The organism is Streptosporangium sp. NPDC053982 (assembly GCF_055585205.1).
Genome location: NZ_JBVJKQ010000018.1, coordinates 177,689 through 196,102, shown reverse-complemented (window position 1 = coordinate 196,102; position 18,414 = coordinate 177,689). Strand labels below are relative to the sequence as shown.

20 protein-coding genes are annotated in these 18,414 nt (G+C 72.7%); 9 read left to right on the top strand and 11 right to left on the bottom strand.

Annotated elements, in window-relative coordinates; genetic code table 11:
• Positions 1–4 precede the first annotated feature (4 nt).
• On the top strand, positions 5–1,387 hold the full coding sequence (locus tag ACZ6W9_RS30730; protein WP_389960749.1) for a tyrosine-protein kinase domain-containing protein: 1,383 nt from the start codon (positions 5–7) through the stop codon (positions 1,385–1,387).
• Here the strand turns inward: ACZ6W9_RS30730 and ACZ6W9_RS30725 are convergent.
• The 3 genes from ACZ6W9_RS30725 to ACZ6W9_RS30715 are packed head-to-tail and all read right to left on the bottom strand — an operon-like array spanning position 1,365 to position 4,290.
• Positions 1,365–1,961, bottom strand: coding sequence for an arsenate reductase/protein-tyrosine-phosphatase family protein (locus ACZ6W9_RS30725; protein ID WP_389960747.1), 597 nt, complete (start codon positions 1,959–1,961; stop codon positions 1,365–1,367). The genes ACZ6W9_RS30730 and ACZ6W9_RS30725 overlap by 23 nt on opposite strands.
• Before the next feature lie 12 nt (positions 1,962–1,973).
• Positions 1,974–3,707, bottom strand: a complete 1,734-nt coding sequence (locus ACZ6W9_RS30720; RefSeq protein ID WP_470120854.1) for a DUF4012 domain-containing protein — start codon at positions 3,705–3,707, stop codon at positions 1,974–1,976.
• 22 nt (positions 3,708–3,729) lie between these two features.
• Entirely contained in the window at positions 3,730–4,290 is a 561-nt protein-coding gene (locus tag ACZ6W9_RS30715) for a hypothetical protein (protein WP_470120852.1), read from the bottom strand.
• A 241-nt stretch (positions 4,291–4,531) separates the two neighbouring features.
• Between ACZ6W9_RS30715 and ACZ6W9_RS30710 the strand changes: the two genes are divergently transcribed.
• Both ACZ6W9_RS30710 and ACZ6W9_RS30705 read left to right on the top strand, forming a co-directional pair.
• A complete protein-coding gene (locus tag ACZ6W9_RS30710) occupies positions 4,532–5,284 on the top strand; it encodes an SDR family NAD(P)-dependent oxidoreductase (protein ID WP_470120850.1) in 753 nt (250 codons plus the stop codon).
• A gap of 81 nt (positions 5,285–5,365) precedes the next feature.
• Complete coding sequence (locus tag ACZ6W9_RS30705; protein WP_470120848.1) at positions 5,366–6,415, top strand: glycosyltransferase family 4 protein; 1,050 nt, start codon at positions 5,366–5,368, stop codon at positions 6,413–6,415.
• Positions 6,416–6,513: 98 nt separating this feature from the next.
• Here the strand turns inward: ACZ6W9_RS30705 and ACZ6W9_RS30700 are convergent, their stop codons facing one another.
• The gene (locus ACZ6W9_RS30700; protein WP_470120846.1) at positions 6,514–7,734 is read right to left on the bottom strand and encodes an ABC transporter ATP-binding protein; all 1,221 of its coding nucleotides are present in this window, start codon (positions 7,732–7,734) and stop codon (positions 6,514–6,516) included.
• A 176-nt stretch (positions 7,735–7,910) separates the two neighbouring features.
• On the opposite strand from ACZ6W9_RS30700, the gene ACZ6W9_RS30695 reads away from it, so the two are divergent.
• The gene (locus ACZ6W9_RS30695; protein ID WP_470120844.1) at positions 7,911–8,909 is read left to right on the top strand and encodes a LacI family DNA-binding transcriptional regulator; all 999 of its coding nucleotides are present in this window, start codon (positions 7,911–7,913) and stop codon (positions 8,907–8,909) included.
• Here the strand turns inward: ACZ6W9_RS30695 and ACZ6W9_RS30690 are convergent.
• A complete protein-coding gene (locus ACZ6W9_RS30690; protein ID WP_389960732.1) occupies positions 8,881–9,366 on the bottom strand; it encodes a glutathione peroxidase in 486 nt (161 codons plus the stop codon). The two genes, ACZ6W9_RS30695 and ACZ6W9_RS30690, sit on opposite strands and share 29 nt — an antisense overlap.
• Before the next feature lie 230 nt (positions 9,367–9,596).
• Here ACZ6W9_RS30690 and ACZ6W9_RS30685 point away from each other — a divergent pair, with 230 nt between their 5' ends.
• Both ACZ6W9_RS30685 and ACZ6W9_RS30680 read left to right on the top strand, forming a co-directional pair.
• Entirely contained in the window at positions 9,597–10,010 is a 414-nt protein-coding gene (locus ACZ6W9_RS30685; RefSeq protein WP_470120842.1) for an aggregation-promoting factor C-terminal-like domain-containing protein, read from the top strand.
• A gap of 322 nt (positions 10,011–10,332) precedes the next feature.
• Positions 10,333–10,827 carry an aggregation-promoting factor C-terminal-like domain-containing protein gene (locus tag ACZ6W9_RS30680; protein ID WP_470120840.1) on the top strand — a complete coding sequence of 165 codons (495 nt, stop codon included), beginning with the start codon at positions 10,333–10,335 and terminating at the stop codon, positions 10,825–10,827.
• An 83-nt stretch (positions 10,828–10,910) separates the two neighbouring features.
• Here ACZ6W9_RS30680 and ACZ6W9_RS30675 read toward each other — a convergent pair whose 3' ends face one another.
• On the bottom strand, positions 10,911–11,552 hold the full coding sequence (locus ACZ6W9_RS30675) for a TetR/AcrR family transcriptional regulator C-terminal domain-containing protein (protein ID WP_362929559.1): 642 nt from the start codon (positions 11,550–11,552) through the stop codon (positions 10,911–10,913).
• A gap of 119 nt (positions 11,553–11,671) precedes the next feature.
• On the opposite strand from ACZ6W9_RS30675, the gene ACZ6W9_RS30670 reads away from it, so the two are divergent.
• The gene (locus tag ACZ6W9_RS30670) at positions 11,672–12,787 is read left to right on the top strand and encodes a ferritin-like domain-containing protein (protein WP_389960725.1); all 1,116 of its coding nucleotides are present in this window, start codon (positions 11,672–11,674) and stop codon (positions 12,785–12,787) included.
• Positions 12,788–12,914: 127 nt separating this feature from the next.
• Here the strand turns inward: ACZ6W9_RS30670 and ACZ6W9_RS30665 are convergent, their stop codons facing one another.
• Together ACZ6W9_RS30665 and ACZ6W9_RS30660 are read right to left on the bottom strand one after the other, a co-directional pair.
• Positions 12,915–13,979, bottom strand: coding sequence for an alkene reductase (locus tag ACZ6W9_RS30665; protein ID WP_389960723.1), 1,065 nt, complete (start codon positions 13,977–13,979; stop codon positions 12,915–12,917).
• A 156-nt stretch (positions 13,980–14,135) separates the two neighbouring features.
• On the bottom strand, positions 14,136–15,548 hold the full coding sequence (locus tag ACZ6W9_RS30660; RefSeq protein WP_389960721.1) for an MFS transporter: 1,413 nt from the start codon (positions 15,546–15,548) through the stop codon (positions 14,136–14,138).
• 287 nt (positions 15,549–15,835) lie between these two features.
• On the opposite strand from ACZ6W9_RS30660, the gene ACZ6W9_RS30655 reads away from it, so the two are divergent.
• Positions 15,836–16,300, top strand: coding sequence for a MarR family winged helix-turn-helix transcriptional regulator (locus tag ACZ6W9_RS30655; RefSeq protein ID WP_389960719.1), 465 nt, complete (start codon positions 15,836–15,838; stop codon positions 16,298–16,300).
• Positions 16,301–16,456: 156 nt separating this feature from the next.
• On the opposite strand, the gene ACZ6W9_RS30650 is transcribed toward ACZ6W9_RS30655, so the two are convergent.
• From ACZ6W9_RS30650 to ACZ6W9_RS30640, 3 genes are all read right to left on the bottom strand, one after another.
• Positions 16,457–16,780: a DUF202 domain-containing protein gene (locus ACZ6W9_RS30650; RefSeq protein ID WP_362929569.1), complete on the bottom strand. Its 324-nt coding sequence runs from the start codon at positions 16,778–16,780 to the stop codon at positions 16,457–16,459.
• A gap of 49 nt (positions 16,781–16,829) precedes the next feature.
• On the bottom strand, positions 16,830–17,171 hold the full coding sequence (locus ACZ6W9_RS30645) for a YidH family protein (RefSeq protein ID WP_389960717.1): 342 nt from the start codon (positions 17,169–17,171) through the stop codon (positions 16,830–16,832).
• A gap of 236 nt (positions 17,172–17,407) precedes the next feature.
• On the bottom strand, positions 17,408–17,809 hold the full coding sequence (locus ACZ6W9_RS30640; RefSeq protein ID WP_389960715.1) for a hypothetical protein: 402 nt from the start codon (positions 17,807–17,809) through the stop codon (positions 17,408–17,410).
• A 223-nt stretch (positions 17,810–18,032) separates the two neighbouring features.
• On the opposite strand from ACZ6W9_RS30640, the gene ACZ6W9_RS30635 reads away from it, so the two are divergent.
• Positions 18,033–18,290, top strand: a complete 258-nt coding sequence (locus ACZ6W9_RS30635) for a ubiquitin carboxyl-terminal hydrolase 14 (RefSeq protein ID WP_389960713.1) — start codon at positions 18,033–18,035, stop codon at positions 18,288–18,290.
• Positions 18,291–18,414 lie beyond the last annotated feature (124 nt).

The window sequence follows — 18,414 nt, the reverse complement described above, 5'->3', positions numbered from 1 at the left end:
ACCGGTGGAACTGCTCTACTACGTACGGCTCGCACGCAGGAACTGGACGCTCATCCTGCTGGCACTGGTCATCGCGGTCCCTGCGGCTCTCGCCGTGACCGCGAACACCCCGCCCAGGTACACGGCGACGATCTCCATGATGGTCTACAGCGAGGACCGGGAGGGCAGCCTCTCCACCGCCTACCAGGCGGGGATGCTGTCCCAGCAGCGGGTGCAGTCGTACGCCCGGCTGCTGACCAGCCGCCGCATGATCGGCAGGATCGCCGAAGGCGGTGACGTCCGGCGCCTCCAGGAGAACATCACCGCGGAGTCCATCCCCGCCACGGTGCTCATCCGGGCCACGGTCGCCGACACCGACCCCGCGCGCGCCGCGCGGCTGGCCAACGCCCTGGGAACCGGCTTCCCCAAGCTGATCAGCGAGATCGAGCGGCCGATCTCCCCCGGGCGTCCCGTCGTCAGGGTGACCATGGTGGACCCGGCGGACGTCCCCACGGAGCCGGTCAGCCCCAGGCCGCTGGTCAACCTGGCGCTCGCCCTGGTGGCCGCGCTGTTCCTCTCCGTCGGCTCGATCATCCTGCGTGACCGCCTGGACACGACCGTCAAGACACACGAGGTGCTGCGGCTGGCGTCGAAGAGCTCGATCCTCGGGACCATCGGCTACGAGCGGAACGCGCGGCGCCAGCCGCTCATCGTCCGCGACCGCGGCCGTTCGTCCAGGGCCGAGGCGTTCCGCTCGTTGCGCACCAACCTGCAGTTCATCGGCGTCGACCGGCAGCCCCGGTCGCTGGTGGTCACCAGTTGCCTGCCGGGTGAGGGGAAGTCCTCGATCGCCACCAACCTGTCGATCGCACTCGCGCAGGCCGGCTGGCGGGTGATCCTGGTGGACGGCGACCTGCGCCGCCCGCGCGTCCCGCACTACCTCGGCATCGAGGGCGCGGTCGGCCTCACGGACGTGCTGATCGGGAAGATGGCGCTACGGGACGTCGTCCAGACCTGGGGGGAGCCGGGCCTGTCGGTCCTGCCGAGCGGTCGGATCCCGCCGAACCCGAGCGAGCTGCTCGCCTCGCAGGCGATGCGCACGCTGCTCGGCCAGCTCATGGAGAGCCACGACATGGTGATCATCGACGCGCCGCCGCTGCTGCCCGTGACCGACGCCGCGGCGCTCGCGGCGATCTGTGACGGCGCGCTGCTCATCGCGCGGTACGGCAGGACCCGGCGGGAGCACCTCGTCCGCGCCGTGGAACTGCTGTCGTCGATCAACGCCCGCCTGGTGGGAGCCGTCCTGAACTTCGTCCCGGTCAGGAGGAGCAACTACCACGGTTACGGCTACGGTTACGGCTACGAACCCGAGACGAACACCGAGGTCAAGACTCCCGCGGGTGTGTGAGCAGCCGGAGCGGGACGGCGAGCGCCTCGGCGATCATCCGGCTCACCGTCCTGTGGGCCCGCCGGGAGCCGCCGTGGGGGTCGGGGATGTCGGGCCGCTCCACCGGGACCAGCCCACGCAGGGCCCGCGCCTCGGCGACCAGCGTGTGCGCCCGCCGCACGAGGTCCCGGTGGCGGAGGGCCGTCCCGGGCGGCACGGCCCGGGACAGGACCCCGAACTCGGCGATGGTGAAGGCCCGCGTGGCACTCGCGGGCAGCAACTGCACCGCCCGGGCGCGATGCTCTGAGGCGGCCGTCAGCACGAGATCGGCGGCGGCCACCAGCTCGGGGGTGAGCGGCCGGGCGGCGAAGCCGCCCGGATCACCGCCGAGCCGGACCAGTGACTCCCGCGCGCGTTCGGCCATCCGGCCTCCCGGCTCGGCGTGGGTTCCCGCGCTGCTCACCCGGATCGGTGAGGCCGGTCCCAGGATCGACCTGGCCAGCCGCTCCGCCACCGGGGAGCGGCAGATGTTGCCCGTGCACACGAACAGGATGTGGAACCCGGCGTCGTCCCGCGACATCGTCACCGCTCGCACGTCCCTCCACCGTCATGAGGAGCAGCCCCGCCGGTCCTCGGTGATCCGGGTGCGCTGCGGATGGACCAGCGGCTGCACCGGGACCACGGGAGGCTCGGCGGAGACGGGTTCGGCCAGTTCGAACTCCAGCGTCCTCGTCTGCCGGGGGGCGAGCTCCACCAGGGCGGAGTAGACCGGGTGGGACCGCTCCTCGTTCCGGGTGACCGGTATGCGCTCGCCGTCGAGCCGCACCGCCCTGACCTTCGTGCCGACCGCCGCGTAGAGCGACACCCATGACAGGTTGGTCCCGGGGGTGTACCGGTCCCGCGTGGAGTCCAGGCGGTCGGTGACGTAGGGGGGCAGTTCTCCCCCCGGCACGTCGTTGGTGAGCCGGACCCGCACCTCGCTGAGGCGCAGCCCGATCTCGCCCAGGCAGCGTCCCAGCTCGTAGCCGACGGAGCGCTTCAGGTAGTAGTCGAGCTTGCCGCCGGCCGAGTTGTTGACCACCAGCCCGGCGAAGGGTCCCGGCCGGCGCGGCAGCACGCCGCCGACCGGCGTCGCGGCCAGCAGCCGCTGCTCGTCGTCCCGGCGGCTCCACACCTGGATCCGCCGCTCCCGCACCATCCGGGTCATGACCGGCAGCAGTCTCACCGGGTCGGTGAACGCGGCGGGCAGCCTACGGCCGACGGCGGCGGCGATCCCGAGGAGGAACCGCTTGCGCGCCGCCGGGTCGGGATAGCGGGCGTAGGCCTGCCGCTCGGTGAGGTCGACGACGTTGGCGGCGGTCACCGTCTCGCCGCCGGGCAGGGCGACCGGGCCGATGAGTCCCAGCAGGTGGGACAGGCCGACCGGGTCGGTCGCGACGGCGCCGTCCAGCCGCTGGTGATGCCGCCGTTCCCACAGACCGGTCCAGGCGGCCGCGGCGTAGGGGAAGTGGGGGGAGAGGTTGGAGACGGACAGCAGCTTCGTTGCGTACGGCCCGTAGTGCGCCTGGAACCGCGCTCCGTGCTCGACGACGGGGACGGGGCTCGCGATGGTTCCCGTCTGGGCGGAGAACCGGCCGGCGCGGACCTCGCCCGCGTCGGCCGTCAGGATGCCGAACGCGCCGACCATGCCTCCGGTGCCCCGCGCCTCGGCGTTGGTCTGGAAGGCCAGGAAGTAACGCCGCGGGCCGTGGCCGCCCAGCAGCGGGGGCAGCAGGGCGGCCGCCGTCGCGGCGTCGCCGAGACCGTCACGCAGCCGGTCGATCTCCCGCAGGGCGGTGCTCCGCGCCCGGTCCAGTTCGTCGACTCCGGTGTCGGCCGGGGTCGCCGCCAGGCGGGCGCCCGCCCGTCCGAGCCGGGTGACCGAGTCGTCCAGGACCGGCGCCGCCCCGTCGAGCGCCGTCAGCAGACGTCCCGTGTCACCCGTGCGGGTCCCGGCCGTGAGGACCGCGGCGCCCGCCTGCCGCACGTCCGCCAGGACGTCGGTCAGCTCCACCGCGCTCTCGGCCAGTCCCCGCACGGTCGTCGCGATCCCCCCCACCACCGGGGCGTGCGCGATCAGCGACCAGTCCGGGCCGCCGGTGAGCCGGTCCGCCTCGGCGGCGTGCCATCGGGCGTCCCGCAGCGGCCCGGCCGTCAGTTCCAGGTCGCCCGACGCCGCCACCGCGCGCAACCGGAGAAGCGCGTTCCTCGCCGCCTCCAGATGGTCCCGGGCGCCCAGTCCGAGATGAGCCGCCCAGCCTCCGGCGGGCACGGTGACGGCGGTGAGAGCCAGCAGGCTCATCACGGCTGTCCGGCGGTGTCTCCTATCCGGCATCGGAGGATCGGCGGCGCCTCACGGAGAGCAGGACGCCCGCCGCTCCGGCGGCCAGCAGGCCGCCGCCCGCGGCGGCGATGAGCCCCACGGGCGCTCCGGTGAACGGCAGTTCCGCGGCCTGGTTGCTCACCTCTTTCCGCGCCTCGCATCCCGGGCCGCACCCGCCGCCCCCGCAGCCCCCGCCGCAGTCGTCGTCATCGTCATCGTCGTCGTCATCGCCGCCGAGACCGCGGGTGGGATCCCATCCGGTTCCCTGCGGGGCGTCGTCCGCGTCCTCCGTCGGCCTGACCAGCAGGTTCAACGGATCATCGTCATCGTCGTCGTCATCGTCCCTTTCGTCCGCGTTCGCCAGCGCGTTCAGCAGCGCCGCGTCCGCCAGGTCGTCGAAGAAGTCCCCCGGCCCGAAAGGACGCGGCGGGTAAGGCTTCATCTCATCGCCGGGCGACTGTGCCGCCGAGGCGGCGGCGGCCACCGCGCCGACGGTCCCTAAGACGGGCGCGCCCGCGAGGGCGGCCGCCAGCAGGATGGGCACGGCGTGTCTTCTGGTCATTCCGAATTCCCCCGTATCGTCGATCCAGGCCCCGGTTCCACCGTCGGAACACGAGCGACATGTCCCCGCAACCCGTTATATTCGCCCAGACATCACACGAACGGCGCGGCTCACGGCGCTTGCCGAACGATCGGCGGTTGTTCTCCGTTATTTGACGGTCGGCGGGACCACGCATCGACCCGGAAGGCGGCGCGCTCCGGCCGGACGGGACGCGCGGCGGCGTGATCTCTAGACTGCGTGCATGCCCACCGCACTGATCACCGGCGCGACGGCCGGCATCGGCGCCGCGTTCGCCCGCCGCCTGGCCGCCGACGGCTTCTCACTCGTCCTGGTCGCCCGCGACGAGGAGCGCCTGAGCGCCTCCGCCGAGACCCTCCACCGCCGCTACGGCGTCAAGACCGAGACGCTGCCCGCCGACCTCGCCGTCGACGAGGACATCGCGAAGGTCGAGGAACGACTGCGCGAGGGGGTGGACCTGCTCGTCAACAACGCCGGATTCGGCCACCCCGGCTCCTTCCTCGACGTCCCGGTGGCCGACGAGGTGCGGATGCTGAAGGTGCACTGCGAGGCGGTGCTGCGGCTGACGCTGGCCGCGCTGCCGGGCATGCGCGAGCGCGACCGCGGCGCGGTGGTCAACGTGGCGTCGGTGGCGGCGTTCTTCACCCGTGGCACCTACAGCGCGTCCAAGGCGTGGGTCGTGAACTTCAGCGAGTCCGCCGCCGCGGAGCTGACCGGCACCCGCGTGCGGGTGATGGCGCTGTGCCCGGGGTTCGTGCGCACCGAGTTCCACGACCGCGCCTCGATGGACACCTCCGGCATCCCCGGTTTCCTGTGGCTGTCGGCGGACAAGGTGGTGGCCGCGGCCATGCGCGACCTCGCCCTCGGAGCGCGGGTGAGCGTCCCGGACATCCGCTACAAGGTGATCGTGGGGGCGGGCAGGCTGATCCCCCGCGGCCTGGCCGGCCAGGTCTCCCGCCGCCTCGGCCGCCGCTAGTCTCCGCGGGTCTCCGCGGGCCGGCCGTGCCCGGCGTGTTGCCGGGATGATCTCCGGGGGCCGCCCGCTAACGTTCCGTCAATGGGCGACCACCCCGCGGGCGACGTGATCTGGCTGTTCGGCGTCGCCCCGGCCGCCTTCACGGTGACGCTGGCGCTGTCGGCCCCCCTGGGGTGGCTGGCGCTGCGCTGCGGGCTGACCGACCGCCGCCGCAGCCGGGGCGCCCACGGGCGGCCCACCCCCTATCTGGGCGGGGTCGCCGTCGCCCTCGGCACGCTCGTCGCCGCGCCGTGGGTGCTGCGCGACCCCGTGAGCGGCGTGGTGCTCGCCGGGGCGCTGACGCTGGCCGTGGCCGGTCTGGTGGACGACATCGCCCCGCTGCCCCCGGCGCTGCGCCTGGCGGTCGCGGGGGTCGCCTCCGCCGCGGTGGCCGCGTGCGGGGTGCGGGTCACGGTGACCGGCGGGTGGCTCGACCTCGCGATCACGGTGGCCTGGCTGACGGTGACGACCCGCTCGTTCAGCCTGCTCGACAACGCCGACGGCGCGCTGGCCGCGATGGCGGTGGTCGCCGGGACGGGACTGGCGATGGCGGCGTTCCTCACCGGGCGGGCCGTCCCCGGGGTCCTGCTCATCGCCGTGGCGGCGGCGGGGCTGGGGTTCCTCTGGCACAACTGGGCGCCGGCCAGGGTGCTCATGGGCAGCGCCGGTTCCCTGTTCACCGGGTTCCTGCTCACCGCCTCGGCGGCTCTCCTGGTGACCGGCCGTCCCGCGCCGCACGCCGCGGCGGGCCTGGTCCTGCCGTCCCTCGTCGCGCTCGCCGACACCGCCGTGGTGCTGACGGCCCGCCTGGGCGGTCGGCCGGCGCGGGACGCCGCCGGCCACTTCTCCCACCGCCTGCGCCGGATCGGGCTGCGTCCGTGGGCCGTCGCCGCGCTGCCGGCGAGCCTGACCGCGGTGACGTGCTCGCTGAACCTGGCCGTGGCGACGGGCGTCGCCGAGCCGTTCACCGCGGTCGTGGCCGGAGCGGGCACGTGCCTCGTCCTGACCTGCGGGCTGCTGCTGGCCGGCCCCGCGCCGCGTCCCGCCCCGCCGCGTCCCGCCCCCCCGCGTCCCGCCCCGCCGCGCGCCTGAACGGGCGCGGGCAGGCGAAAGGGCCCGCGCCACGGGAGGGGGTCGTGGCACGGGCCCTTTCGGTCTATCCGGGGTGGCCGGATTCGGCCCGCCGGGGGTCAGACGCGGGCGTGGGCCGGGTGCCCGATCGCCAGGCCGGAGGACGGGTCGAAGAAGTGCAGGTTGTGGGTGTCGACGACCAGCTCGATGTTCTGGCCGGGACGGACGTGGCTGCGGGAGTTGACCCGGGCGGTCCACAGCGACTTGTCGCCCACCAGCGGCAGCGTCGCCTCCTCGTCGTCGCCCGCGTCGGCGGCGGCGACGGTGTCCTGGTGCTGGACCGGCGGGGCGTCGATGAGGAACAGGACGTTGATCTCCGAGCCCAGCTCCTCGGTGACCTCGGCGCGGACCGGAAGCCGGGCCCAGCCTCCGGCCTGGCCGTTGGCGACGACGGAGTCGTCGAAGTCGGAGGGGCGGATGCCCAGGATGAGCTTCTTGCCGATGTACTGGTCCAGGCCGGGCTTCTCGGTGAAGGTCTCCTGCGGCACCGGGAGGTTGAAGCCGGCGAAGGCGACCGAGGCGCCGCCGTCGCCGCGCACCAGCTCGGCGTTGACGAAGTTCATCGACGGGGAGCCCATGAAGCCCGCGACGAACAGGTTGACCGGGTTGTCGAAGAGGTTCTGCGGGGTGTCGACCTGCTGGAGCAGGCCGTCGCGCAGGACGCAGACGCGGTCGCCGAGGGTCATGGCCTCGACCTGGTCGTGGGTGACGTAGACGGTCGTCACGCCGAGCCGCTCGTGCAGGGTGTTGAGGGAGGCGCGCATGGAGACGCGGAGCTTGGCGTCCAGGTTGGACAGCGGCTCGTCCATGAGGAATGCCTGCGGCTCACGCACGATGGCGCGGCCCATCGCGACACGCTGGCGCTGACCGCCGGACAGGGCGGCGGGCTTGCGCTTGAGGTACTGCTCCAGGCCGAGCATCTTGGCGGCCTCGTTGACCCGCTTGGAGATCTCCGCCTTGGGCATCTTGCGGAGCTTCAGACCGAAGGCGAGGTTCTCCTCGACGGTCATGTGCGGGTAGAGCGCGTAGTTCTGGAAGACCATGGCGATGTCGCGGTCCTTCGGCGGCAGGTGGTTGACCACCCGGTCGCCGATGACGATCTCGCCGCCGCTGATGTCCTCGAGCCCGGCGATCATGCGCAGCGCGGTCGACTTGCCGCAGCCGGAGGGGCCGACCAGCACCATGAACTCGCCGTCCTTGATCTCAAGGTTGAGGCTGTTCACGGCTTTCACGCCACCCGCGTAGATCTTGTCGACGTTCCTGAGAACGATGGATGCCATCACAGTCCTTCGCGCCTCGGGCCAACCCCGCGTTCACCCGATGTGGATACGTTTTCATGCATCTCACCGGAACCGGACATCCCTGTCAAGGGTTTGCCCGATTTCAGCTTGTCCGGCGGCCTGAAGGTGTCGCTCCGCACTGGATCGGATACGGAAAACATGATGGAATCGTTTCCATGAGTATGCGTCGCACGACCATCAAGGACGTCGCCGGGGCGGCGGGGGTCGGGGTGGCCACCGTGTCGCGGGTCCTGTCCGGCGGCTCGGCCAGCCCGGAGACCAGGGAGCGGGTGCTGGCCGCCGCGACCCAGCTCGACTACCGTCCCAGCGCGCTCGGCCGCAACCTGCGCCAGCAGCGCTCCGGAGGGATCGGCCTGCTGGTGCCCGACATCACCGACAGCTTCCACGGCCGTCTGGCCGACGGCGTGCTGGCCTGCGCCCGCTCGGCCGGTGAGCCGGTGATCCTGGGCGCCACCGGCGACGACCCCGAGCGCGAGGCCGAGATGGTCGGCATGCTGCTGGAACAGGGCGTGGGCCGGATGATCGCGGTCCCCTCCGGGAGCGGGGAGATCTGGGAGCCCACCCTGCGCACCGGGCTGACCACGGTGTTCGCCCACCGGGTTCCGGCCGGGCGCGGCGACGTGCCCGCCGTCCTGGCCGACGACCGGGCGGGCGTGCGGACCGCGGTGGACTACCTGACGGGGCTGGGCCACCGCCGCATCGCCTATCTGGGCGGCCCGGGGCAGGAGCAACGGGTGGCGGCCTTCCGAGAGGCGCTCGGCCCCCTGGTGGACGAGGACCTCCTCGTCTTCGCCCGCGGCAGCCGCGACTCCGCCTACGCCGCCGCGGCCGGGCTCCTCCAGCACCGCCCCGACCTCACCGCCGTGCTCGCCGGGGGCAACCTGCTGGGCGAGGCGGCCGTGCTCGCCGCCCGGGAGCTGGACCTGCGGGTGCCCAGGGACCTGTCGCTGATCATGTTCGACGACGTTCCCTGGGCCGAGCTGTGCGCTCCCCCGCTGACCGTGATCGCCCAGCCGGCCCAGGACATCGGGTACCGGGCGGCCGAGCTGGTGCTGCGCGGGGACGGCCGGCGCCCTCGCGGCGTGCTGCTGCCGACCGAGCTGGTCGTGCGGGGCAGCTGCGCCCCTAAAGGGACTTCTCGATCGCCGCGATGACGGCGGGGTCCCCGGGCTCGACGCGGGGCCGGAACCTCGCCAGCACCTCCCCCTCCTTCGAGACCAGGAACTTCTCGAAGTTCCACTGCACGTCCCCGGCCTCGCCGTCGGCGTCGGCGGCCGTGGTCAGCGCGGCGTAGAGCGGGTGGCGGTCCTCGCCGTTGACGTCGGCCTTGGCCAGCAGCGGGAAGTCCACGCCGTAGGTGACCGAGCAGAACTCCTGGATCTCCTCCGCGCTCCCCGGCTCCTGGCCCATGAACTGGTTGCACGGCACCCCGACGACGGTCAGGCCCCGCTCGCGGTAGGCGCGCTGGATCTCGACGAGACCGGCGTACTGGGGGGTGAGGCCGCACCGGGAGGCCACGTTCACGACGAGGGCGGGCCCGTCGCCGGCCAGCTCGCCGAGCGTGGTGGAGGCGTCATCGAGCGTACGGACGGAAATATCACGAATACTCATGATCTGCAGCCTATTCCTGCTGTCACATCCGAGAGTTATGACGCCCGCTTTGGGAAATGTGACACAGCTCATAGGCGGTGCGCCCACCCCCTCGCCGATATCTTGATCGAACTCTAACCGATCTTTGACATGGATCTTGACTTCCCCTGTCGGCTTGGTCCGTCCCGGGGTGACTGCGGCATCGTGTCGGAGTCCCCCAGCCAGACGAACCAGACGAAAGGGATATGCCTATGCCGACGCTCCGCCGTACCGGTGTCCTGCTGGCCTCCTCCGCCCTGGCCCTCAGCGCCGGGGTCGCCACCCAGTCATCCCCCGCCCTCGCCTCCGCCTCCCGCACCTCGGCGCAGGCCAACAAGGCCATCGGCGCCTCCATGGTCGCCGCGCGGGGATGGAGCAGGACGCAGTTCGGCTGCCTGAGCCTGCTCTGGGCGAGGGAGAGCGGCTGGAACCACCGGGCCCACAACCGCTACTCCGGCGCCTACGGAATCCCCCAGGCCCTCCCCGGAGGGAAGATGGCCGGCGCCGGCCGCGACTGGCGGACCAACCCCAGGACCCAGATCAAATGGGGCCTTTCGTACATCAAGCAGCGTTACGGCACGCCGTGTGGCGCGTGGGGCCACTTCCGCTCCCACGGTTGGTACTGATCGAAACCCCATCCCGGGCTGATCTTCATTCCTTCCCCTCGCACAGCGGAACGGCGTCCGGCAAGGAAGCCGTCGCCGAACCGCCCGGGTACCGGTAAGAACCCGCAAACATCTTTCCTCCGCGCGCCGCAGTCGGCGACCGGCGCTCTTCGCGCGTACTAGAAAGCGCCGTAGAGAGATCGCCGCGGGCCTCATGCCGGAATCGGGCCGGCGAGACCGCGCGGGCTTCCGCATCCGAGCCACGGGTGCCGGAACGCCGAGCGGCGAGGGAGCACCGTCTCCCCCGCCGCCTCCCGCACGCGGCCAGCGAAGAAGGACGGATGTGGACAGTTATCGCGTTCTGCGTAACGCAGTTGTGACCATGCTCGCCACCTCGACCATGGTCGGCCCGGCGGCGATCGGGTGGGCCGAGGAGCTCGCGGAGCCCGTCCTGCGCAAGCAGGCCGGGGCGATGATGCACCGCGGCACCTGGTTCACCCGGGCCAGGCCGGTCAGACTCGCCGTGAGGACGGCCAGCAGCAGGAACAGGGCGATCGCCTTCCGCCTGCTGGCCCGGCGCGCGTGGTCATACGACCAGTTCCGATGTCTCGACAGCCTGTGGACGAGGGAGAGCGGCTGGAACCACCAGGCCCACAACCCCGCCTCGGGCGCCTACGGCATTCCCCAGGCGCTGCCGGGCTCGAAGATGAGCGGCAGCGGCGGGGACTGGCGGTCGAACCCCGCGACCCAGATCCACTGGGGTCTGGGCTACATCAAGAACCGCTACGGCACGCCGTGCGGCGCATGGGGTCACTTCCAGGCGAGCAACTGGTACTGACGCGGGCGAGGAGTGCCCAGGGGAAGGGAGCACTCCCGCCGGAGCCGGACCACCGGCGCCCGGGGCTCACGAGGCCCCGGGCGTCACCCCGCCGACGACCTCAGCCGCACGGCGACGGCCTGGATGAGCATCTCCAGGCCGAACTCGAACTCCGCCTCGTGGTCGCAGTCGGCCAGCGGCCCCGCCAGCTCGCTCACCTGGGGGAACAGCAGCGGATCCGCGTCGGCCACCGCGATGTCGGGCCGGTGCACCGGCGCGAACGTCGGGGTGACGCCGACCTCGCGCAGCAGCGAGCCCACGATGTAGGCGATGAACACCCGCAGGACGCGCACGGCCTCCCGCCCGCCGAACCCGGCGTCGCGCAGCGTGGACAGCGCCCGCTCCACCGGCAGCAGTCCGGCGGCCGAGCTCAGCTGGCGGCTGACCACCACCATCGTGCAGCGCGGGTAGTGGTGGGCGATCTGCCGGAACGCCCGCGCCTGCATCCGCACCCGGTCGGTCCACTCGGCGTCCGGGTCGTCGGCGAACTCGATCTGCGAGAGCACCGCCTCGGCCACGCCGTCCAGCAGGGCCGACTTGCTGGGCACGTGGTTGTAGAGCGACATCACGCCCACGCCCAGGTCCGCGGCGATCCTGCGCATGGACACGGCGTCGGCGCCCTCGCGCTCGATCAGGTCGACGGCGGCGGCGACGATGCGCGGGCGGGACAGCGGCTGGGCGGGCATGGCGCCATTGTCTCCTTCTCCTGGTTCTCCCGGCGCACGCGTCTCTTCGTCTCTTGACGCGCGCGCGGCACGGGTGCCAGTCTCGCAGTGTACGTACGGTGTACGTCCCTGGAGGCCAGATGTCGACGCACGACCTGTACGCGATCCCCGCCGAGCTTTCCACGTGGGACGTCGAGGCGGCCGGAGCCGCCCGCTTCACGTGGGAGTACGACGAGGGCCGGGACCGCATGCTCGCCCTCTACCAGAAGGGCAAGGACAAGCAGTGGGACTCCGTCAAGCGCATCGACTGGGACCTCGAGGTCGATCCGTACGACGTGCTCGGCGTCCCCGACACCACCATCGCCATCTACGGCACGCCGCTGTGGGACAGGATGGGCGAGCAGCAGCGCAAGGACGTGCGCCTGCACAACGCCTCGTGGCAGTTCTCCCAGTTCCTGCACGGTGAGCAGGGCGCGATGATCTGCTCGGCGCGGATCGTCGAGTCCGTCCCCGACCTCGACTCGAAGTTCTACGCCGCCACCCAGACCATGGACGAGGCCCGGCACGCCGAGACCTACGCCCGCTTCCTGCAGGAGAAGGTCGGCCACGCCTACCCCATCAACCCCCACCTGAAGTCGCTGCTGGACAGCACGCTGAGCGACTCCCGCTGGGACATGCCCTACCTCGGCATGCAGGTGCTCATCGAGGGCCTGGCGCTGGCGGCCTTCGGGGTGATGCGCGACATCACCACCAAGCCGCTGCCCAAGCAGATCCTCGCCTACGTGATGCAGGACGAGGCCCGGCACGTGGCCTTCGGCCGGATGGCGCTGCGCGACTACTACCGCCAGCTCAGCGAGAGCGAGCTGCGTGAGCGCGAGGAGTTCGTCATCGAGGGCTGCTACCTCATGCGCGACCGGCTGCGCGGCCGGGAGACGTGGGAGACCATCGGCCTGAACAAGGCCGAGGTCGCCCAGGCCATGGAGTCCGTGGACCAGTCGGAGTACATGAAGCTGTTCCGCTCCCTGCTGTTCAGCCGCATCGTCCCCTGCGTCAAGGACATCGGGCTGTGGAGCCCGCGCCTGCAGCAGGCCTACGCCGACATGGGCGTCCTGGACATGGCGGGCCAGAGCCTGGACGCGCTCATGAAGCAGGACGAGGACATCGCCGAGCGGCTCGACGCCGAACGGTTCGCCGCCGAGGAGGCCGAGCGCCACGACGAGGTGGCCGAGACGGTGGCCCTCGGCGGCTCCTCCTGACCTCTCCCGTACGGTGCCCGCCCCGCCTCCCCTGCCGGGAGGCGGGGCCGTCGCGCTCGGCCGCCGCCTCCCGCCGGGCGAGGCCGGCTGTGCCCGGCCCCGCCCGGTTCCGTCCGGCCCCGCCCGGTCAGGCGGGCAGGGCCGGGTAGTCGGTGTATCCGGCCGCGCCGCCGCCGTAGAAGGTGGCCGGGTCGGCGGTGTTGAGGGGGGAGCCGGTCGCCAGCCGGCGGGGCAGGTCGGGGTTGGCGAGGAAGAGCCGTCCGAAGGCGATCAGGTCGGCGGTCCCGTCCTGGATCAGCGCGAGTTCCTCAGGGCCGGTCGGACGGTCGCCGGTGTACGGGTTGAGGATGAACGCGCCGGGGAAACTCCGGCGCATGGCGTGCGTCAGGTCCCGGTGACCGGCCTCCATGACGTGCAGGTACGCCAGGTCCAGGGTGGCTACCCGCTCGACGAGCGCCTGGTAGACGGGGTGCGGGTCGGGCTCGTGGATGTCATTGCTCGTTCCTCCCGGCGAGAGGCGCAGGCCGGTGCGGTCGCCGCCGATCGCGGCGGCGACCGCGGAGACGGCCTCCACGGCGAACCGGATGCGTCCCGCGACCGAGCCTCCCCAGCCGTCGGTGCGCCGGTTGGTGCCGGGGGCGAGGAACTGGTGGATCAGATAGCCGTTGGCGCCGTGCAGTTCCACCCCGTCGAAGCCCGCCTCGACGGCGTTGCGGGCGGCGCTCGCGTGGTCGGCGACGATCTGCTCGATCTCGGCGGCCTCCAGCTCGCGCGGGGTGACGAAGTCCTTCATGCCGTCGGGGGTGAACAGCCGTCCCCGCGCGGCGACCGGTGACGGCGCCACCGGGACCAGGCCGCCGGGCAGCAGGACGGGGTGGCCGATCCGGCCGGTGTGCAGCAGCTGGGCGAAGATCTTTCCGCCCTCCGCGTGCACCGCGTCGGTCACCTTGCGCCAGGCGGAGACCTGCTCGGCGGAGTGCAGGCCGGGGGTGAACGGATACCCCTGGCCGGTCACCGACGGCTGGGCGCCCTCGGTGATGATCAGTCCCGCGGAGGCGCGCTGGACGTAGTACTCCGCGGTCAGTTCCGTCACCAGTCCGCCGGGGGCGCGGCTGCGGGTCATCGGCGCCATGACCACCCGGTTGGCGAGTCGCGTGCCGCCGACGGTGATCGGATCGAATGCGCTGGTCATGCTGTCTCCTCTTCGCCGGCCGGCCTGTCGGCCGACCCATCAGCCGATCCGCCGGGCACGGGCCGGCGGGTCGTACGTACGGGTGTCATACGGGGTCGTACGGGGGTCGTACGGAGGTCACGGTGAGCGGCGTCGCCGCGTCGCGGGCGACCGGCCTCATCGGCGCCGCGGCAGGAGCAGACCGGCCGCCGCGATGGCCAGGCCGAGCCCGGCCGCCAGAAGGAAGACCAGGGCGTAGCCGGAGGCGAGGGCGGTCACCGGGCCGCTGCCGGCCTCGGAGGCGGCTCTGGCGCCGGCGGCCGTCGCGAGCACCGCCAGGCCGATCGACCCGCCCACCTGACCGGCGGTCTGGGCCAGGCCGCCGACGATCCCCGCGTCGCCTTCGGGGGCGTCGGCGGTCGACGCGGCCATGAGGGTGGGGAAGGTCAGCCCGATGCCGGCCGCGACGAGCAGCATGGGCCCGAGCACGCCGGTGAGATAACCGCTGCCGGTGTGGGCCTGGGCGAGCCACCCGAAACCGGCCAGGAGGAAGGCGCCGCCGGCCATCACGGGAAGGCGTGCCCCGAACCGGGGCAGCAGGACGGCCGCCCATCGCGTGACCAGCAGGAACGTCACCGCCGCGGGTGTCTGGGCGAGCCCGGCCTGGAGCGCGCTGAAGCCGAGGACGTTCTGCAGGAAGAGCGACGTGAAGTACCACATCGCGATGGTGATCCCGCCGAACAGCAGCAGCGTGCCGCTGCCGGCGGCGACCCCCCGGATCCTGAACAGCCGCAGGGGCACCATGGGCCGGTCGGCGAGACGCGCCTCCACGACCGTGAAGACGACGAGCAGGAGCAGTCCCGCGGCGATCGGCCCGGCGACCGGTACGGACGCCCAGTCGCCGTCGGCGCCCCGCATGACCCCGTAGACCAGCGCGGCCAGCCCCGCCGTCCCGGTGACCGCGCCGGTGAGGTCGAGCGATCCGCGCCGGCCGGTCCGCGTGCCGGCGAGCGACATCACGGCCGCGCCGATCAGCACCGCGCCGATCGGCACGTTGATGAGGAAGACCCACCGCCATGAGACGCCGGTCGTGATGGCGCCGCCGGCGACCGCGCCGACCGTCCCGCCCACACCGCCCGAGGCCGACCACGCGCCGAACGCCCTGGCTCGCGCGCCCGGCTCGGTGAACGAGGTGTTGATCACGGCCAGCGTCGCCGGGGCCATCATGGCGGCTCCGGCACCCTGCGCGACCCGGGCCGCCACCAGCACCTCCGCGGTGGCCGCCAGGCCGGCGGCCAGGCCGGCGACCGAGAACAGGAGCAGCCCGGCGACCAGCATCCGGCGCGGGCCGAACAGGTCGGCGGCGCGCCCGCCCGGCAGCATGAAACCGGCGAAGGTGAGCAGGTAGCCGTTCACGACCCAGGCCAGGCCGACGGGGGTGAAGCCGAGGTCCTCGCGGACCGAGGGCAGGGCGACGTTGATGATGGCCGAGTCCAGGATGACCATGAACTGGCAGGCGCACGCCAGCGGCAGGACCAGCCAGGTCGCGTACGGCCTGGCCCGTGGGGTCGTGGTGCGGGTGCTCGTCATGGGTTCTTCTCCCTTGCCGTCCCGCCGCTCACGCGGACGGGGAGATCGTCGCGGTCCCGGCTCCACAGGCGGCCCGGCCGCGGTTCCGCAGGCGGCCCGGTTCCGGCTCCGCGGACGGTCCGGTTCCGGCTCCGCGGACGGTCCGGTTCCGGCTCCGCGGACGGTCCGGTCGTGGGCGGACGCGCAGGCCCCCGGCGTCACAGCGGATGCGCCGGTCCCTCGGTGTCGAGTAGGATTAGTTAAGCAGATAAATATTATGCGCATAACTAATATGTCAAGGAGGGCCCATGGACTTCGAGGAAGCGGACGCGCTCAACCAGGCCATCCGCCTGCTGAGCCTGCGTCACCGTGCCAGGGCAGCGGCGCTGCTCGCCCCGCTCGGCCTGCACCCCGGGCAGGAGGCGCTCCTGCTCGAACTCGCCCGGACCGGCCCGAGAATCCAGGCCCAGCTCAGCGAGGCACTCGGCTGCGAGCCGCCCAGCGTCACGCTCATGACCCGCAAGCTCGAAGCCGCCGGCCACATCCGCCGCACGCCCGACCCCGCCGACAGGCGCGCCAGCGTCGTCGAACTCACCGACAGCGGCAGAGCCCTGGCCGACCGGATCAAACTGCTGTGGTGCGCCCTGGCTGAGGAAACCGTGACCGGTCTGCCCGTCCGGACCGTGACGGAACTGCCCGGCGTCCTCCGGACGCTGACCGACAACGTCGACGCCAGACGCCCCCGCCCCCACGGCCCGGACGCCGGATCATGAGAGGCCGGGCACGCCGGCCGGGGCGTGACGCAGGGCGGTGGACGCGCATCCGGACCATGTCGGCCACCGGCGCGGGACCGGCCGTCACGCGGGCCCTCCCCACACGGGCCCTCCCCACATGAGCCCTCACACGCGGGCCCTCCCCACACGGTCCCTCTAACGGACGAGGACGAAGCCGATCGCGCCGGCGGCGACGGCCATCGTGCCGAGCCAGGCGATGACAGCGTCGGCGCGGTCGTCGAGGGGGCGGCCCTCGTGCAGGGCCCGCTGCACGCGCCGGTAGCGGACGCCGACGCGGGACAGCAGCAGCGCCCCGCAGAGGGCGGCCAGGACGAAGGGGATCGCGACGACCGGCCGGATACCGGTGCGCAGGACGATCCCCCCGGCGCCCAGGCCGCCGACGGCGAGCGTGGCGGCGGTGCGCATCCAGGCCAGCCGGGTGCGCTCGTTCTGCAGGCCCTCGTCCCACAGCTGGTTCATCGGGTCACCTCCGGCGCGGGCTCCGGCCTCCGGTGCGGCGGGCACCGGGTCAGCGGCCCAGCAGGATGAGGATCAGGGCGAGCGCCGCCACGGCGGCCACGCCGTACCCCAGGACGGGGGCGAGGGCCGGCGCCGGGAGCGGGGAGGCGTTGCGCAGCGCGTGCTGCACGCGACGCCAGCGCGGGTAGGCCATCGCGGCCGACACCGCCGACAGGAACACCAGGAGGACGGCGAGGGCCGTCCGCATCCAGGGCACGAACACGTCCTCGGGTACCGCGGCCATGGCGACGCCGCCCGCGCTCAGCGCCAGCGAGGTGCTGAGCCAGGTCAGGAAGGTGCGTTCGTTCGCGAGTGTGAACCGGGGATCCGGTTCGTGACCAGGGGCGCTCATGCAATCGACGGTATTTCCCCGATATTTCCCATAGAGAACCCGGGATCCCGTTGGAGCCCGGCTCGGGGGTTTCCTCGCGCGGACCGGCCTCCTCATCGACGGATCGCGGGCACCGTGAGAAGCCGGGATCTCCGCCACGCGGACCGGACGTTTCCGCCCGGCCCGCCGGACCCCGGGCAGCGGACCGGCGGGCAGCGGACCGGCGGGCTTTCGCGCGGCAGGCCGGGAAAGGCGGGTCAGGAGCAGGCGGAGCCCAGCTGCTCGATCCAGCGCACCGAGTCGGTCGCGGTCTTCTGCGCCGCGTCGACGGCGCTGTTGGCGTCGGTGACGTTCACCTTCCGCAGGTCGGCGGCCACCCCGTCGGCGGCCTCCTTCAGCGTGGTGTTGGCGGCCTGGTCGGCGAGGCCGCTGAGCTTCGAGGCGCCGTCGTTCAGCGCCTTCTCCAAGGCGGCGGGGTCGTCGGTCAGGCCGGAGATCTTGCTCACCGTCTCGGTGACGATGCCGGTGGCCTGCAGGCACTGCTGCGCCTTGTCGACGCCCTGGCTCACCTCCTGCAGTTCGGAGCATCCCGTGGCGAACAGGGCGGCGGCCAGCGCGGCGGCGGCGAGAGCGGGGACACGTCGCGTAAGGGGTCGCATGCGAAAGACCCTACCCGGCGGACCCGTACGGCGAGCGGTGCCGCCGGGACGCATGTCCCGCCGGGGCGGCCGGTCCGGCGGCGGGGACCGTACGATCGGTCCCCTCGGCGGGGCCGGCCGGTCACCGCCGGACCGCCCCGGCGGTGGCCGCGTGGCCGCCGCCGGACGTCCCGGGCGGTGACCGTACGATCTCCGTGAGGCGTCTTCGACCAAGGGGGAACACATGACCACCTGCGAACACCTGACCAAGGCCGGGGATCCGTCCCCTCGCACCCCCGAGGGGTGCGAGGAGTGCCTGAAGACCGGAATGCGCTGGGTCCACCTGCGCAGGTGCCTGGACTGCGGGCACATCGGCTGCTGCGACTCCTCGCCCGGCCGGCACGCCACCGCCCACTTCCGGGACGAGGGCCACCCGGTCATCGCCTCGTTCGAGCCGGGCGAGACCTGGCGGTGGTGCTTCGTCGACGAGACGCTCGGTTAGGTCCCGTCCTGCGGATCCCCGCCACGGAGAGGATCCGCGAAGGAGAACCAGGTCCCGTTCCGCGGTTCCCCGCGGCAGGCGGGACGGTCCGCGAGAACGGGACCCGGGGGCGCGCCCCCGGGTC

Excerpts from the sequence above, each read along its gene's own strand:
- ACZ6W9_RS30700 (WP_470120846.1), bottom strand. The coding sequence starts at position 7,734 with ATGGCATCCATCGTTCTCAGGAACGTCGACAAGATCTACGCGGGTGGC.
- ACZ6W9_RS30670 (WP_389960725.1), top strand. The coding sequence starts at position 11,672 with ATGTCGACGCACGACCTGTACGCGATCCCCGCCGAGCTTTCCACGTGG.
- ACZ6W9_RS30690 (WP_389960732.1), bottom strand. The coding sequence starts at position 9,366 with ATGAGTATTCGTGATATTTCCGTCCGTACGCTCGATGACGCCTCCACC.
- ACZ6W9_RS30645 (WP_389960717.1), bottom strand. The coding sequence starts at position 17,171 with ATGAGCGCCCCTGGTCACGAACCGGATCCCCGGTTCACACTCGCGAAC.
- ACZ6W9_RS30720 (WP_470120854.1), bottom strand. The coding sequence starts at position 3,707 with ATGAGCCTGCTGGCTCTCACCGCCGTCACCGTGCCCGCCGGAGGCTGG.
- ACZ6W9_RS30650 (WP_362929569.1), bottom strand. The coding sequence starts at position 16,780 with ATGAACCAGCTGTGGGACGAGGGCCTGCAGAACGAGCGCACCCGGCTG.
- ACZ6W9_RS30705 (WP_470120848.1), top strand. The coding sequence starts at position 5,366 with ATGGGCGACCACCCCGCGGGCGACGTGATCTGGCTGTTCGGCGTCGCC.
- ACZ6W9_RS30665 (WP_389960723.1), bottom strand. The coding sequence starts at position 13,979 with ATGACCAGCGCATTCGATCCGATCACCGTCGGCGGCACGCGACTCGCC.
- ACZ6W9_RS30640 (WP_389960715.1), bottom strand. The coding sequence starts at position 17,809 with ATGCGACCCCTTACGCGACGTGTCCCCGCTCTCGCCGCCGCCGCGCTG.
- ACZ6W9_RS30695 (WP_470120844.1), top strand. The coding sequence starts at position 7,911 with ATGAGTATGCGTCGCACGACCATCAAGGACGTCGCCGGGGCGGCGGGG.
- ACZ6W9_RS30635 (WP_389960713.1), top strand. The coding sequence starts at position 18,033 with ATGACCACCTGCGAACACCTGACCAAGGCCGGGGATCCGTCCCCTCGC.
- ACZ6W9_RS30685 (WP_470120842.1), top strand. The coding sequence starts at position 9,597 with ATGCCGACGCTCCGCCGTACCGGTGTCCTGCTGGCCTCCTCCGCCCTG.
- ACZ6W9_RS30655 (WP_389960719.1), top strand. The coding sequence starts at position 15,836 with ATGGACTTCGAGGAAGCGGACGCGCTCAACCAGGCCATCCGCCTGCTG.
- ACZ6W9_RS30710 (WP_470120850.1), top strand. The coding sequence starts at position 4,532 with ATGCCCACCGCACTGATCACCGGCGCGACGGCCGGCATCGGCGCCGCG.
- ACZ6W9_RS30675 (WP_362929559.1), bottom strand. The coding sequence starts at position 11,552 with ATGCCCGCCCAGCCGCTGTCCCGCCCGCGCATCGTCGCCGCCGCCGTC.
- ACZ6W9_RS30715 (WP_470120852.1), bottom strand. The coding sequence starts at position 4,290 with ATGACCAGAAGACACGCCGTGCCCATCCTGCTGGCGGCCGCCCTCGCG.
- ACZ6W9_RS30660 (WP_389960721.1), bottom strand. The coding sequence starts at position 15,548 with ATGACGAGCACCCGCACCACGACCCCACGGGCCAGGCCGTACGCGACC.